This window comes from Streptomyces sp. WAC05374 (assembly GCF_004353505.1).
Taxonomy (GTDB): domain Bacteria; phylum Actinomycetota; class Actinomycetes; order Streptomycetales; family Streptomycetaceae; genus Streptomyces.
In genome coordinates this window covers 556816-571753 of sequence record NZ_SMNQ01000002.1, presented here as the reverse complement: position 1 = coordinate 571753, position 14938 = coordinate 556816, and the positions used below count along the sequence as shown (strand labels likewise).

Below are 14938 nucleotides of genomic sequence, written 5' to 3'. Positions count from 1 at the left end.
AGGGGCCCATGACGCCCGCACACCGTCCCAGCGCCCGGCGGGAAGCCGGGCACGCGCCCGAACTCCGCGCCGCCGCCCGCCACCTGAGCCGCCGCGGCGTGCTCACCGCCACCGGGGCCGCGGCCGCGCTCGCCTTCTCGGTGAACCTGCCCGGCACCGCCCACGCCGCCGAGGCCGACGCCCGGAGGATCACCGAGGACCCGTTCACGCTCGGCGTGGCCTCGGGCGACCCGCTGCCCGGCTCCGTGCTGCTGTGGACGCGCCTCGCGCCCCGCCCCTACGAGCCGGGCAGCGGCATGCCCCGGGCCCGCGTCCGGGTCCAGTGGGAACTCGCCCACGACGCCCGGTTCACCCGCGTCGTCAGACGCGGACAGGCCACCGCCCACCCCGAGCTCGACCACAGCGTGCACGTCGAGGTCCCCGGCCTCGGCGCGGACCGCGTCTACCACTACCGCTTCCGCGCCGGAAGCTGGATCAGCCCGGTCGGCCGCACCCGCACCGCGCCCCTCCCCGGCGCCCGGCCCGGCGAGCTGCGACTGGCCGCCGCCTCCTGCCAGGCGTACCACGACGGCTACTTCACGGCGTACGGGCACCTCGCCGCCGAGGACCTCCACGCCGTTTTCCACCTCGGCGACTACCTGTACGAGTACGCCGTCAACGCCACCGGCGGAGCCCGCGCCTACACCGACCGCAGGCTCCCCGCCCACTTCAACCGCGAGACCGTGACCCTGGAGGACTACCGGCTGCGCTACGGCCTGTACAAGTCCGACCCGGACCTCAGGGCCGCGCACGCCGCGCACCCCTTCGTCGTCACCTGGGACGACCACGAGACGGAGAACAACTACGCGGGCGGGACCCCCGAGAACGACGTACCGCCCGAGGAGTTCCTGCTGCGCAGGGCCGCCGCGTACCGCGCCTACTGGGAGAACCAGCCGCTGCGCGCCCCCCAGCGGCCCACCGGCCCCGACATGCGGCTGTACCGGCGGCTGCGGTTCGGGCGCCTCGCGCAGTTCGACATCCTCGACACCCGTCAGTACCGCTCCGACCAGGCGTACGGCGACGGCTGGCAGACGCCCGGACCCGAGTCCGAGGACCCCTCGCGCACCATGACCGGCCCCGAGCAGGAACGGTGGCTGCTCGACGGCTGGCGGGATTCCCGCGCGGTGTGGAACGTCGTCCCGCAGCAGGTCACCTTCGCGCAGAGGCGCAACGTCCCCACGCCCGACTTCAAGCTGTCCATGGACGCCTGGGACGGCTACCCCGCCTCACGCGGACGCGTCCTGGCCGGTGCGGCGGCGGCCGGGATCGAGAACCTCGTCGTCCTGACCGGCGACGTGCACGTCGGGTACGCCTTCGACCTGAAGGCCGACTTCGACGACCCGGCCTCGCGCACCGTCGGCACCGAGCTCGTCGCCACGTCCATCGCGAGCGGCAAGGACGGCGCCGACCGGCCCGCCAACTGGGACAACCTCACCCGGGCCAACCCGCACCTGCGGTTCTACAACGGGCGGCGCGGCTACCTGAGGGTCACCCTGACCGGCGAGCACGCCCGGGCCGACTTCCGGACCGTCCCGGCCGTGACGACACCCGGCGCACCGGTCACCACGGCCGCGTCCTTCGTGACCGAGGCGGGCGACCCGGGCCTCAAGCCCGTGTGACGGCGCCCTCGGCGTCGGCGGGATAGCGGACGCCGACGCGGTCGCGCACCGCGTCGAGCGTCCGCATCACCGCCAGCGTCCCGTCCAGGGGCACCAGCGGCGACTCGGTCTCGCCCGCCCGCAGGCACCGCATCACCTCCGCCGCCTCGTGCTGGAGGCTGTCGCGCCGCCCCGCCACCGTGAACCCCTCCGGCTCCCGGCCCCGGCGGTGCAGCGTGAACCCCTCCGGCCGGTAGAAGCCGTGGGAGAACTCGATCCGGCCCTCCGTCCCCGACACCGACGCGGTCAGCGGCGTGTCCGCCACGATCGAGCACGACAGCAGCGCCGTGGCGCCCGAGTCCCAGCCCAGCAGCATCCCCGTGTTCAGGTCGACGCCCTCCGGCGACAGCAGCGCGTGCGCGCTCACGCGGTCGGGCTCGCCCAGCAGCAGGTGCGCGAACGACACCGGGTACACCCCGAGGTCCAGCAGCGCGCCGCCGCCGACGGCCGGGTCGCGCAGCCGGTGACCGGGGTCGGCCGGCCCGACCAGCCCGAAGTCCGCGTGGACGGACCGGACCTCGCCGACCGCCCCGCCCGCGACGAGCTCGGTCAGCCGGCGGATCACGGGGCCGCAGTACATCCACATGGCCTCCATCAGGAACAGCCCGCGCTCCCGGGCGAGCGCCACCAGCTCCTCCGCCTCCCGGGCGTTCATGGTGAACGGCTTCTCGCACAGCACCGCCTTGCCCGCTTCCAGGCACAGCCCGGCGGCCGCCCGGTGCGCGGCGTGCGGCGTCGCCACGTACACGACGTCCACGTCCTCGTCGGCGGCCAGCGCGTCCCAGCTCCCGTACGCCCTCGGTATCCCGAACCGCCCGGCGAACGCCTCCGCCGACGCGGCCGTTCGCGACGCCACGGCCACCACCTCGGCGTCCGGCATCCGCATCAGGTCGGTCGTGAACGCCGCGGCCATGCCCCCGGTCGCCAGCACGCCCCACCGCACGGTCCCGCCCATACCCCGCCCCTCGCATTTGATGTTTCAACAACTGCCGACGGGCTGAGAGCATAGGGCCCGACCCCACACCAGGAGATGAGATGCCGGAAAGCGGCGCGAGCACGCCGGGACACATACCGAACGACCACGCGACCGGGCCCGCCGGGGCCGCCCCGCCCGGCACGGGCCCCGGGGCACTCGCCGACCCCGGCACACCGGCCGTCACCGCGACCGGCAGCGACCCCGGCACACCGACCGCCGCCGCGACCGGCACCGACCCCGGCACACCGACCGCCGCCGCGACCGGCCCCGGTGCACCGGCCGCCGCGCCGGGTGCCGCTGCCGCCCCCGCGACCGTGGCCGCGCGGCGGGCCGGGCTGCTGGTGACGCTCGTGCTCGGCGGGCTCACCGCGCTGCCGCCGCTGTCCATGGACATGTACCTCCCCGCCCTGCCGGAGGTCACCCAGGCCCTGCACGCGCCCGCCGCCACCATCCAGCTCACCCTCACCGCCTGCCTCGCCGGCATGGCGCTCGGGCAGTTGGTCGTCGGGCCGATGAGCGACAAGTGGGGGCGCCGCCGCCCGCTGCTCGCCGGCATGCTCGTCTACATCGCCGCCACCGCCGTCTGCGCCCTGGCCCCCGGCCCGGAGATGCTCATCGCGTTCCGGCTCCTCCAGGGGCTCGCGGGCGCGGCCGGCATCGTGATCGCCCGGGCCGTGGTGCGCGACCTGTACGACGGCGTCGAGATGGCCCGGTTCTTCTCCACGCTCATGCTGATCTCCGGGGTCGCCCCGATCGTCGCCCCGCTCATCGGCGGCCAGATCCTGCGGGTCACGGACTGGCGCGGGGTGTTCGCCGCCCTCACCCTGGTCGGCGTCCTGCTCACCCTCGTCGTGTGGAGGTGGCTCGGTGAGACGCTGCCGCCGGCGAGGCGGCACGGCGGCGGGGTCGGCGAGGCGCTGCGGACGATGCGCGGGCTGCTCGCCGACCGGGTGTTCTCCGGCTACATGCTCGCGGGCGGGCTCGCCTTCGCCGCCCTGTTCGCCTACATCAGCGCCAGCCCGTTCGTGGTCCAGGAGATCTACGGGGCCTCGCCCCAGACCTTCAGCCTGCTGTTCGGCGTCAACTCGGTCGGGCTCGTGGCGGTCGGCCAGATCAACGGCAAGCTGCTGGTGGGCCGGGTCAGCATGGACAAGGTGCTGGGCACCGGCCTCGCCGTGATCACCCTGGCGGCCGGCGCGCTGCTGCTGATGACGGCCGGGGTCTTCGGCGAGGTGGGGCTCGTGCCGGTCGCCGCCGGGCTGTTCGTCCTGATGTCGGCCATGGGCCTGGCGCTGCCCAACACCAACGCCCAGGCGCTGATGCGCACCCCGCACGCCGCCGGTTCCGCCTCCGCGCTGCTGGGGACGTCCTCGTTCCTGGTCGGCGCGATCGCCTCACCGCTGGTCGGCATCGCGGGCGAGGCGACGGCCGTGCCGATGGCCGTGGTCCAGCTCGTGTGCGGGCTGGCCGCCGTCGGCTGCTTCCTGGGCCTGTGCCGCCCCTGGCGGCCGCGTCAGCCGCGTACCGCGTAACCGGTCAGGTGGACGCGGTTCCGCGCGTCCGTCCAGCGGAAGACGCCCACCCCGGCCACCTCCGCCTCCGGCAGCCGCACGCTCGGTACGAGCGCCTCGGGCACCCCGGTCGCCAGGTCCACCGCGACCGGGCTGCCCCCGCCGGCCAGGGCGTCCGCCGCACCGCGGGCGCCGCTCGCGCCGTAGGCGACGCCGCCGTCCGTGACCGTGACCAGCGTGAGCGGCGCGGAGCCGTCCGCCTCCTCGAAGCAGCGGCCCCTGCGGGCGTCCAGGTCGAAGGCGAGGTTCCCGGAGACCAGGTAGCGGCCGCCCGGCGACACCACCGCGCGCGGGTACTCGCCCGGTTCGATCGCCGGGGTGCGGCACTCCGCCTTCACCAGCGGCCTGCCGGTGCGCGCCTCGTGGACCGCCCAGATGTCGTGCGTGGCCGCCCGCGCCGCGCCCTTCTTCCCCCGCCACCGGGCGAGGACGTGCCCGGAGGTCACCGAGGCGGGCACCCCGCTCGCGGGGTCCGCGCCGGCCGGCGCACGGTCGGAGCTGGACCAGCCGCCCGGCACCCAGAAGCCCCGCGCACCGCTCACCAGCAGGCCGCCGACCGTCACCCCGCGCACGGCGGTCAGCCGCCGGCACTCCGCGCAGCCCGCGGGGGGAGCGAGCCGCCGCGGCGGCACCACGCTCACCTCGCCGGTGTCGGGGGCGACGACCGCGCTCCTGGCCCGGCCGTCGCTGATCAGCACGCCCCGGCCGGCGCCGGTCACGACGGGCACGTCGGCCCAGGGCACCTCCACGCGCCGCCGGGTGCCGGCGGCCGCGTCGTACACGTCGAGGGACACGAAGCGCTCGGCGGCCGTCAGCGGGTCGTCGCCGGCCCTGCCGTAGGACCAGGTCACGAAGTACTGGCGGTCCGCCTTGGCCACCGCCAGCAGGCCGGGAACGTCCCCGGGGCCGCCGAGCGGCCGCCACGGGCCGCCCGTCCAGCCGTGGCGGCCGGTCCGGGCGTCGAGGGTGCGCAGACGGTACTGGGTGGTGCCGGCCCGCTCCAGGTAGGCGATCAGCCCGGTGGCCGGGGCGGTGACGTACTCCGTGGACGGGCCGGTGATCTCCCACCCCCGGGAGGTGTCGTACGCGTCCGGGACGGTGAGCGGGGTGACGGGCGCGGCGGCACCCCGCGCGGAAGGGGCGGACCGCGCGGCCCCGGTTGCGGGCCGCCCGTCGTCCGGTGCGCAGGTGGTGAGCAGGACCAGCAGGGCCAGGACGGCCGCACCGGCCACCAGGGCCAGGCGCACGACCCCTCGTCTCATGGTCCCCCCACCCGGATCGACGGGCGGCCAGCGTAGCAACCGCCGAACGCCCAACCACCCGACTCCGCCGAGCAGTTCACCCTCCCCGTGGCGGGGGCCGCCGGCGGGCGTGCCGGGAGCCCCGGCGGGCCCGCCTACCATGGATCGGTGAACGCCTCCCTCTCCACCGCACAAGCCCTGCGCGGCGCCCTCGCCGGGCTGCTGGACGGGCTCCCGCCCACACAGGCGGCGCAGGCCGTGGACCGGCTCATCGCCCACTACCGGGGCCACGTCCCGACCGACGCGCCCGTGCTGCGCGACCGCTCCGACGTCGCCGCCTACGCCGCGTACCGGATGCCCGCGACCTTCGAGGCGGTACGGGCCGCGCTGGACGCGCTCAGGGAGGCCGCGCCCGAGTGGGTGCCCGGGACGCACACCGACATCGGCGGCGGCACGGGCGCGGCGAGCTGGGCGGTGGCCGAGGCGTGGGACGCCACGGCGCGCACCACCGTGCTGGACTGGGCCGAGCCGGCGCTGGCGCTGGGGCGCGAGCTGGCCGCCGCGTCCGGGATCGACGCGCTGGCGCGGGCCACCTGGCGGCGCTCCCGCATCAGTGCGGCGCTCCGCGTCGAGAGCACCGATCTCGTCACCGTGTCGTACGTGCTCAACGAGCTGACCGAGCAGGACCGCACCGCCCTGGTCACCGAGGCCGCGCGGGCCGCCCGGGCGGTCGTGATCGTCGAACCGGGCACCCCTGACGGCTACGCCCGGATCATCGCCGCCCGCGACCTGCTGATCGCCGCCGGGATGACGATCGCCGCGCCGTGCCCCCACAGCGGCGCCTGCCCGATCGAGCCGGGCACCGACTGGTGCCACTTCGCCGCCCGGGTCAGCCGCTCCTCCCTCCACCGCCAGGTGAAGGGCGGCTCACTGGCGTACGAGGACGAGAAGTTCTCCTACGTCGTGGCGACCCGGTTCCCGGTCGTCCCCGCCCCGGCCCGGGTGACGCGCAAGCCGCAGATCCGTAAGGGCCAGGTCCTGCTGGACCTGTGCACCGAGGCCGACGGGCTGCGCCGCGACACGGTGACCAAGCGGCACGGCACCCTCTACAAGGCGGCCCGCGACGCCGCCTGGGGGGACCAGTGGCCGCCCCGCTGACGGGGTGACAGCGCGCGACCACGCGGGTGACCTCGTGCCCGTGGCAAGTGCCCGGGGAGTCGCGCCGGAGTTGAGGTGGGCTCGTTCGCGCTCCCCTCACTCCCTGGAGGCCCCATGCCGCGCATCCGCTCACGCCGGCTCACCGCCTGTGCGCTGACCGCCGTGTCCGTGGTTCTCGCGACCACCGCCCTGACGGCCACCGCCGGGGCGGCGCCCAAGCCCGCCCCGAAGGACTCCGTGAAGGTCCTCGACTGGCTCGCGGTCCGGCAGAACAGCAGCAAGCCGGAGCACCTGCGCGTCGGCACCGACTGGACCAGCCACGGCCACCTGTACACCCACAAGAAGGGCCGGCTCGGCAAGAAGATCGGTGACATCTCGTCGCACTGCAGCATCGCCGACCGCAACCGCCACGGGTACGTCGCGCTGTGCCACCGCGTGCTGCGCACCGACCACGGCAGCATCAGCCTGAGCGACGCCATCGACCGCTTCGGCCGCCACCCGCACGGCGGGCGCTCGGCCGTGACCGGCGGCACCGGCGCGTACGCGGACGCCGAGGGCCAGGCCGAGATCACCTTCTTCGGCGAGGGCCGCGCCCGGTTCCTGATCAAGCTGGACGACTGACGCCGACGCGCACGGGGCCGGTCCCGCCCGGGACCGGCCCCGCCGCTGTCACTCGCGCAGTTCCTGCGTACAGCACTTCACGCTGCCGCCGCCCTTGAGCAGCTCGCCCAGGTCCATGCCGACCGGCTCGAACCCGCGCTCGCGCAGGGGCCGGAACAGCCCCACCGCGGCCTGCGGCAGCAGCACGTGTCTGCCGTCGCTCACCGCGTTCAGCCCGAGCGCCGCCGCGTCCTCCTCCTCGGCGATCAGCGCGTCCGGGAACAGCCGGCGCAGCACCGACCGGCTGCCGGGGGAGAACGCGCCGGGGTAGTACATGATCTCGCCGGCGGCGTCGTCCAGGACGCACAGCGCCGTGTCGAGGTGGTAGTACCGGGGGTCCACCAGGTCCAGGCCGATCACCGGCCGCCCGAAGAACTCCTGTGCCTCGTCGTGCGACAGGGGGCTGGAGCGGAAGCCCCGCCCGGCCAGGATGTACGAGGCGGTGACGGCGAAGTCGCCCTCCCCCTCGTTGACGTGGTCGGGTTCGTGCACGTCGGTGAAGCCGTGCGTCCGGAACCACTCGCGGTGCACCGCGGCCTCGGCGGCGCGCTCGGCGAAGGCGAACCGGGCGCCGAGCACCCGGCCGTCGATGACGGTGGCGCCATTGGCGGCGAACACCATGTCGGGCAGGTCGGTCCGGGGTTCCAGCAGCTCGACGGTGTGGCCGAGGGACACGTACCGGTCGCGCAGGTCTTCCCATTGGGTGAGGGCGAGCGGCAGGTCGACCGGTTTCGCCGGGTCCATCCAGGGGTTGATGGAGTAGGTCACCTTGAAGTGCGCGGGTGGGCACATCAGGTAGCGGCGGGGTGTGGCGTCACGAGGCAAAGAAGGCTCCTCACGGACGGCAGGCGCACGGTGTGTGCGTGGATGCCATGGTGCGCCGTGCGGAGCCCGCGCGCAGTGGACCGTACGGGTGAGTTCACGCCGGCGCCGACCACGTGCCGCACACCGGACACCCCAACGTCAAGACGAAACGTCTCGCCTCGTGCCGCTGCTAGATTGGGCACATGGCTGACACCAGGGCACCCGACTCCACGCGCCGCAGCGAACGCTCCCGCCGGGCGATCTACGACGCCGCCCTCGCCCTCGTCGGCGAGGTCGGCTACGCCAGGACCACCATCGAGGGCATCGCCGCCCGCGCGGGCGTCGGCAAGCAGACGATCTACCGCTGGTGGCCCTCCAAGGCGGCCGTCCTCCTGGAGGCCTTCGTCGACCTCGGCGTCCAGGCCAACGAGGCCCTCGGCGGCGACGGGAACAGCGAGATCCCCGACAGCGGCGACCTCGAGGCCGACCTCAAGTACGTGCTGCGCGCCACGGTTGACGAGATGAACGACCCCAAGTACGACGCGCCCACCCGGGCCCTCACCGCCGAGGGCGTGGTCGACCCCGAGCTGGGCGCCCGGTTCGTCGAGCAACTGCTGGAGCCGCAGCTCGAGCTGTACGTCAGGCGCCTGGACGCCGCCCGCGAGGCCGGCCAGGTCCGCCCCGGGATCGACCCGCGCGTCGCGCTGGAGCTCTTCGTCGGCCCCCTGGCCCACCGCTGGCTGCTGCGCACCCGGCCGCTCACCCACGCCTACGCGGACAGCGTCGTCGAATACGCCCTGTACGGTCTCGCCCCCCGGTGACCCGGCCGTGCGGCTGCTCACGCCCGGCCGCCCCCGGCGGGGTGCGGAACACCGCAAACGCCCGCAAACCGACCTGTTCGGTGGCGGTGCGCCGCCCTCCCCTCCTGTCCGGTTGCGGACTCCGGTCACCGAAGACGCCGGATGGTGGGACCATGGCAGGGACCGCAGGGCTCGGCAGAGGTGTGAGGGGATAGATGGGCGACGGTATCGGCCGCTACCGCGGCACGGAGAACAAACTCGCGCAGTGGCTGCGCCGGCGCCCGAGGAAGACCGCCGCCGAGGCCCCGGGCCGCGAGGACCTGCTCCGGGCCACCGCCGCCGCGGGACTGCCGCTCGCCCCCGCCGCGTACCCCGTCGGCTACCGATGTTCGTGCGAGCGCATCGGCTGCCCCACGCCGGCCCGCCATCCCGTCTCCTTCGCCTGGCAGACCCAGTCCACCACCGACCGCGCCCAGATCGAGCGGTGGGCCGAGGGCCAGCCGCACGCCAACTTCATCACCGCGACCGGCATGGTCCACGACGTCCTGGACGTTCCGCTGGAGGCCGGTCGCGCCGCGTTGGAGCGGCTGCTCGGCGAGGGGATCGACGTCGGCCCGGTCGCCGAGTCCGGGGACGGCCGGATGCTGTTCTTCACCGCCACCCGCGGCACCCCCGAGGACGAGGACGAGTGGTGGCCCTGCGAGCTGGACTGCCACCCCGAGACGATGGACGAGCACCCGGGACTGCGCTGGCACTGCCGCGGCTCCTACGTCCTGGTGCCGCCCGCCCGGCTCCCCGGTGACCTGGGCGTTGCGTGGGTGCGCGGCCCGGAGCACCCGCTGCCGGACCCGCTGACCCTGCTGGAGACGCTCACCGACGCGTGCGCGCGCCACGCCGACCAGTACGACCACGACGACCACCACTCGGTGGCCTGGCCGCTCAGCCGCTGAACCGGGTCACGAACCCGTCGCCGACGTCACGCCCTGGAGCCGGCTCACCACCGTCACCTGGTCCGACGCGGCACCGGCCGGCTTCACCAGCACCGCCTGGCTGGACACCCACTCCTTGGTCAGGGTGCTTTTGACCTCGCCGGTCATCAGCGCCCGTACGTCCGCGTTCACCTTCGGCCGGTAGCCCTTGGCCGCCACCTGCCGGTCGTAGAACCGCGTCGCGAAGAACACCAGGGCGCCGCCGTCCTCGGTGGTCAGCCCGAGCGGGGCGTAGTCACCGGTGTCCAGCGGCTGGTCCACGTACTGGGTGGCCAGGCCCGGCCGCTTGCCGAGCCGCTGCCGCTCCTCGCGCCACAGCGAGGTGTGCGGCCCGGCCGTGAAGTGGGCCGGCTTGCCGGTCTGGAGGTAGGTGGAGTACTCCTCGCTCAGGTTCTTCGGCGCCACCGCGAGGGCGGTGGAGTCCGGCTGGGCCGGCTCGGCCCACCCGTCCTGGTCCGTCCGGAACTTCGGCACCCCGCCGGCGGGGAGGATCTGGAGGTACGCGACCTCCCAGAGCTGGTCGGGGCCGTTGCGGACGAAGACCAGCACCCAGCGGGTGTCGTCCGCGCCCCGGTCGGCGTCCCGGTTGGAGTCGGTGTCCGCGACGAACCAGCGCGGCCAGCCGGCCTTCTTCGGTATGACGTAGCGGGCGTCGGTGAGCTCCAGCGGCCGGTGGCCGGGGTTGCCGCCGGGGCTCGTGATGCTGCGGGCCTTCAGCCCGGCCTGATTGATGGCCCCGAGCGCGCCGGTGACCCGGCCCGCGTCCAGGGCGGGGTCATAGGCCTTGTCCGCCTTGTTGTACGCCTCGGTGAAATCCTTCAGCGCCCGCGCGGCCTCGTCCTCCGTCGCGTTCGGCACGACCTCCCGCTCGCCGTGCACCGTCACGCACCCGCTCGCCGTCAGCGCCAGCACCGCCGTCGCCGCGAGCGCCACCGCCACCCGCCCCGGGACCCGCCTTCTCATCGGTTGCCTCTGCTCCTCGACCCCCATATGACCGTCCGAACCCTACCGGGGCCCGCGGCGGCCCGGGAGCCGGGCTCTCCGCTTCCCCCCTCGGGCGCCGCGCACCGCGTGCTTCAATGCCCGGGTGAACAGTGCATACGACGTGCTCGCCGTCTTCTGCGGGGGCGACGGCCGCCACGGCAACCTCCTCGGTGTGGTGCGCGACGGGCGGCTCCACCCCGGCGAGGCGTCCCGGCAGGCGTTCGCCAAGCAACTGGGCTTCAGCGAAACGGTGTTCGTCGACGACCCCGAGCGCGGCGTCGTCGACATCTACACGCCCGGCGTGCGCCTGCCGTTCGCCGGGCACCCCCTCGTGGGCACCGCCTGGCTGCTCGACCTGGAGGTGGTGAACCCGCCGGCGGGCGAGGTGTGGGTGCGCCAGGACGGCGAGTTCACCTGGATCACCGCCCGCGCGGAGTGGGCGCCGGAGCGGACGCTGCGCCAGTACGCCTCGGCCGCCGAGGTCGACGCGCTGGAGGTGCCCCCGCCCGGCGCGTGGGTGTACGCCTGGGCGTGGGAGGACGAGGCGGCCGGCCGGGTGCGGGCGCGGGCCTTCCCCGGGCGCGGCGACGGGATCGACGAGGACGAGGCGACGGGCGCCGCCGCCCTGCTGCTCACCGCCGGGCTGGGCCGGGCCCTGAACATCACGCAGGGCCGGGGCTCGCAGCTCCTCACGGCTCCCGGCCCCGACGGCACGATCGAACTGGGCGGGCGCGTACGGGAGATCAGGCGCTGAGCGGGAACTCCTCGCCGAGCTCGCGGAACACCGCGCTGTTGAACGCGAACGCGCGCCTGCACTCGTCGATGATCCGCTGCTTCTCCAGGTCGTCGGCGTCCACCCGGTCCAGCAGCTCGCGGTAACCCCGCTTGAACGCGGCCGGGTTGGGGATCCGCTCGAAGACGTAGAACCGCACCCCGTCGCCCTTGTGTGCGAGGCCCCAGGTGCGCTCGGCCCTGTCGCGGATGATCTGGCCGCCGGACAGGTCGCCCAGGTAGCGCGTGTAGTGGTGCGCCACGTACCCGGCGGGCCAGGTCCGGGCGCACTCCTCGACCCGGGCGGCGTACGCGGCGGTGGCGGGCAGCCGCGTGGCCGTGCCGCGCCACCCCGGGCCGCGCAGGTGGGCCAGGTCCCGCTCCAGCTCGGCGGTGCGGAACAGCTCCGGCTGGATGAACGGGCCCGCGACCGGGTCGTCCCGCAGCGCGTCGGCGGCCCCTTCCAGGGCCCGGTACACGAACCAGAGCTGCTCGGTGTAGCGGGCGTAGGCCGCCACACCGAGCCGCCCGCCGAGCAGGTCGCTCATGAACGTCGAGTTCTCCGCCTCCGTGTGCTGCTGGTGCGATGCGGTGCGGATGAGCGTCGAGAACGGGGTGGCGGTGCCGCTTGCGTCCAAGGCGGGCCTCCGGGGGAACCGAGGGGACGGGAGGTGGCAGCCGTGGCCGCCACTACCGCCGATCTTCCTGCTTAGGCTTACCTAAGTCAACAGGGTTCCCGACGGTCTGTCGGTAAAACGGTACCCGCCCGGAGCGTCAGGGCAACGTGAGGATCTCGGCGCCGGTGTCCGTGACGACGAGGGTGTGCTCGAACTGCGCCGTCCGCCTGCGGTCCTTCGTCACCACCGTCCAGCCGTCGTCCCACATGTCGTACTCGTGCGTCCCCAGCGTGAGCATCGGCTCGATCGTGAACGTCATGCCGGGCTGGATGACCGTGGTGGCGTGCGGGGAGTCGTAGTGCGGGATGATCAGGCCCGAGTGGAACGAGGAGTTGATGCCGTGCCCGGTGAAGTCCCGCACCACCCCGTAGCCGAAGCGCTTGGCGTACGACTCGATGACCCGGCCGATGACGTTGATCTGGCGGCCCGGCTTGACCGCCTTGATGGCGCGGTTGAGCGACTCGCGGGTCCGCTCGACCAGCAGCCGCGACTCCTCGTCGACGTCACCGCACAGGTAGGTGGCGTTGTTGTCGCCGTGGACGCCGTGGATGTACGCCGTCACGTCGAGGTTCACGATGTCGCCGTCGCGCAGGACGGTGGAGTCGGGGATGCCGTGGCAGATGACCTCGTTGACCGAGGAGCACAGGGACTTCGGGAAACCCCGGTAGCCGAGCGTCGACGGGTAGGCGCCGTGGTCGCACATGTACTCGTGCGCGACCCGGTCCAGCTCGTCCGTGGTCACGCCCGGAGCGATGTGCTTGGCGGCCTCCTCCATCGCCTGCGCGGCGATGCGGCCCGCGACGCGCATCCGCTCGATGGTGTCGGCATCCTGCACCTCCGGGCCGGTGTACGGCGTCGGGGCCGGCTTGCCCACGTACTCGGGGCGGCGGATGGAGCCGGGAACGGAACGGGTGGGGGAGAGCTCCCCTGGGACGAGCAGCGACTGGCCAGACATGCCAGCGAGTCTAACCAGGCCCCACGGGGCACCATTGCGACAGAGGAAGGAGCCGAGATGCCCCTGTTCAAGAGGCGCACCGAAGGAAAGCCGGGCGAGTGGTACTACTGCCTGAAGCACCAGAGGGTCGAGGAGGGCCCGGAATGCCGCGCCGCGGACCGCTTCGGCCCGTACGCGACGCGTGAGGAGGCGTCCCACGCCATGGAGACCGCCCGGGAGCGCAACCTCGAGTGGGAGACCGACCCCAAGTGGCACGACGCGCCGCGCGGCGAGGACCGCGGCACCCCCTAGACGGCGGCCGCCGCCCGGCCGGGCGGCCGGGTGTCAGGACCGGCCCGCGGCGGCGCGGCGGCGGAGGGCGTCCTCGTCCGTCGTCGCGTCGTACGTCACCAGGCGCGGCAGCACCGCCGTCAGCAGGCCCACCGAGGCCAGACAGGCGAGGCCGCCGCTCCAGACGGCGGGGCGGGTACCGGTCCAGCCGGCCATCGCGCCCGCGCGGACCTGGCCGAGCTGCGGGCCGACGCTGTACGACAGGACCTCGATGCCCGCGAGGCGGCCCCTCAGCTCGTCCGGGATGGTCTGGTTCCAGATCGTGGAGCGGCCCAGGCCGCTGAGCATGTCGCCCGCGCCCGCGAAGGCCAGGCACAGCAGCACCAGCCACACGTTCGAGAACCAGCCCGCCGCCGCCACCGCCAGCCCCCAGCCGGCCGCGCCGCTCACCACCAGCAGGCCGTGCCGCCGGACCCGCGACGTCCAGCCGCTGGTCAGGCTCAGCAGCACCGAGCCGACCGACCCCGCCGCGTACATCAGCCCCAGGGACCACGGGGCGCCCAGCTCGTCCGCGAGGAACGGGAAGATCGTGTTCGGGTACGCGAAGAACATCGCGGCCAGGTCGACCGCGTACGTACCGAGCAGCACCGGCCGCGACCAGGCATGACGCGCGCCCTCCGCTATGGCCCGCAGCGAGGGCCTCTCCGCGTCGTGCGCGGCCGGGGCGGGGGAGAGGCGCAGGCAGAGCAGGACGGACACCACGAAGCACGCCACCGTGGTGCCGTACGCCGTGGCGTGACCCGCGTACGCCACGACCAGACCCGCCAGCGCCGGGCCCGCGATCGCGCCGAGCTGCCAGCGCAGGGCGTTCAGCGCGGCGGCCGCCGTGAGCTGGTCATGCGGCACGATGCGGGCCATCAGCGAGTCCAGCGCCGGGCGCTGGAGCCCGGCCAGCGCCGAGACGCCCGCGGCCACGACGTACAGCGGCCACAGCAGCGGCTCCGGCAGCATCGCGTTCACCAGCAGGACCAGGGCCAGCAGGCCGAGCGCCGCCTCGGTGCCCAGGATGACCTTCCGCCGGTCGACCGCGTCGGCCAGCGCGCCCCCGTACAGGCCGCACACCACCAGCGGCACCAGCTCGACGGCGCCCATCACGCCGACGGCGAGCGGGGAGTCGGTGAGGTGCTTGATCTGCAACGGCAGCGCGACCATCGCCATGAAGCTGCCGAAGTAGGTGACCAGGCCCTGCACCCACAGCAGGCGGAAGTCCCGTGACGAACGCCAGGGCGACAGATCGGGCAGCAGGGCGGAGAGCGGGGAGGGCTTCGAGGTCACGACCGCCCATGGTCCGTGCCCGTCCCGAACGCGGGCAACCGGTTTTCGAA

General features: G+C 74.3%; 14 protein-coding genes and 1 pseudogene. 8 read left to right on the top strand and 7 right to left on the bottom strand.

From position 1 onward, the window contains the following. The first annotated feature begins 8 nt into the window (after positions 1-8). The gene (locus E2B92_RS07565; protein ID WP_126883052.1) at positions 9-1658 is read left to right on the top strand and encodes an alkaline phosphatase D family protein; all 1650 of its coding nucleotides are present in this window, start codon (positions 9-11) and stop codon (positions 1656-1658) included. On the opposite strand, the gene E2B92_RS07560 is transcribed toward E2B92_RS07565, so the two are convergent. Further along, positions 1645-2652, bottom strand: coding sequence for a Gfo/Idh/MocA family protein (locus E2B92_RS07560; protein ID WP_126883053.1), 1008 nt, complete (start codon positions 2650-2652; stop codon positions 1645-1647). The two genes, E2B92_RS07565 and E2B92_RS07560, sit on opposite strands and share 14 nt — an antisense overlap. 80 nt (positions 2653-2732) lie before the next feature. Between E2B92_RS07560 and E2B92_RS07555 the strand changes: the two genes are divergently transcribed. After that, positions 2733-4205, top strand: a complete 1473-nt coding sequence (locus tag E2B92_RS07555; protein WP_235023720.1) for a multidrug effflux MFS transporter — start codon at positions 2733-2735, stop codon at positions 4203-4205. Here E2B92_RS07555 and E2B92_RS07550 read toward each other — a convergent pair. Beyond that, complete coding sequence (locus tag E2B92_RS07550; RefSeq protein ID WP_185923466.1) at positions 4187-5506, bottom strand: hypothetical protein; 1320 nt, start codon at positions 5504-5506, stop codon at positions 4187-4189. The two genes, E2B92_RS07555 and E2B92_RS07550, sit on opposite strands and share 19 nt — an antisense overlap. Before the next feature lie 147 nt (positions 5507-5653). Here E2B92_RS07550 and E2B92_RS07545 point away from each other — a divergent pair, with 147 nt between their 5' ends. Together E2B92_RS07545 and E2B92_RS07540 are read left to right on the top strand one after the other, a co-directional pair. Continuing rightward, positions 5654-6643, top strand: a complete 990-nt coding sequence (locus E2B92_RS07545) for a small ribosomal subunit Rsm22 family protein (protein ID WP_126883054.1) — start codon at positions 5654-5656, stop codon at positions 6641-6643. A gap of 114 nt (positions 6644-6757) precedes the next feature. Then, positions 6758-7264 (top strand): hypothetical protein, encoded by a 507-nt coding sequence (locus tag E2B92_RS07540; protein WP_126883055.1) that lies wholly within the window; start codon positions 6758-6760, stop codon positions 7262-7264. 48 nt (positions 7265-7312) lie between these two features. Here the strand turns inward: E2B92_RS07540 and ddaH are convergent. Continuing rightward, positions 7313-8152: pseudogene (gene ddaH, locus E2B92_RS07535) on the bottom strand (dimethylargininase); the annotation flags it as partial. A 158-nt stretch (positions 8153-8310) separates the two neighbouring features. On the opposite strand from ddaH, the gene E2B92_RS07530 reads away from it, so the two are divergent. Both E2B92_RS07530 and E2B92_RS07525 read left to right on the top strand, forming a co-directional pair. Beyond that, positions 8311-8928, top strand: a complete 618-nt coding sequence (locus E2B92_RS07530; protein ID WP_126883057.1) for a TetR/AcrR family transcriptional regulator — start codon at positions 8311-8313, stop codon at positions 8926-8928. Positions 8929-9122: 194 nt separating this feature from the next. Continuing rightward, a complete protein-coding gene (locus E2B92_RS07525; RefSeq protein WP_126883058.1) occupies positions 9123-9857 on the top strand; it encodes a bifunctional DNA primase/polymerase in 735 nt (244 codons plus the stop codon). A gap of 6 nt (positions 9858-9863) precedes the next feature. On the opposite strand, the gene E2B92_RS07520 is transcribed toward E2B92_RS07525, so the two are convergent. Then, a complete protein-coding gene (locus E2B92_RS07520) occupies positions 9864-10859 on the bottom strand; it encodes a hypothetical protein (RefSeq protein ID WP_126883059.1) in 996 nt (331 codons plus the stop codon). A gap of 124 nt (positions 10860-10983) precedes the next feature. Here E2B92_RS07520 and E2B92_RS07515 point away from each other — a divergent pair, with 124 nt between their 5' ends. Next, positions 10984-11634: a PhzF family phenazine biosynthesis protein gene (locus tag E2B92_RS07515; RefSeq protein WP_126883060.1), complete on the top strand. Its 651-nt coding sequence runs from the start codon at positions 10984-10986 to the stop codon at positions 11632-11634. Here E2B92_RS07515 and E2B92_RS07510 read toward each other — a convergent pair. After that, a complete protein-coding gene (locus tag E2B92_RS07510) occupies positions 11624-12289 on the bottom strand; it encodes a biliverdin-producing heme oxygenase (RefSeq protein ID WP_126883061.1) in 666 nt (221 codons plus the stop codon). The genes E2B92_RS07515 and E2B92_RS07510 overlap by 11 nt on opposite strands. Before the next feature lie 136 nt (positions 12290-12425). Beyond that, positions 12426-13283: a type I methionyl aminopeptidase gene (gene map, locus E2B92_RS07505; RefSeq protein ID WP_126883062.1), complete on the bottom strand. Its 858-nt coding sequence runs from the start codon at positions 13281-13283 to the stop codon at positions 12426-12428. A 57-nt stretch (positions 13284-13340) separates the two neighbouring features. Here map and E2B92_RS07500 point away from each other — a divergent pair, with 57 nt between their 5' ends. Further along, positions 13341-13574 carry a hypothetical protein gene (locus tag E2B92_RS07500; RefSeq protein ID WP_126883063.1) on the top strand — a complete coding sequence of 78 codons (234 nt, stop codon included), beginning with the start codon at positions 13341-13343 and terminating at the stop codon, positions 13572-13574. A gap of 33 nt (positions 13575-13607) precedes the next feature. On the opposite strand, the gene E2B92_RS07495 is transcribed toward E2B92_RS07500, so the two are convergent. Then, positions 13608-14888 (bottom strand): MFS transporter, encoded by a 1281-nt coding sequence (locus E2B92_RS07495; RefSeq protein WP_126883064.1) that lies wholly within the window; start codon positions 14886-14888, stop codon positions 13608-13610. Between the last annotated feature and the right edge of the window lie 50 nt (positions 14889-14938).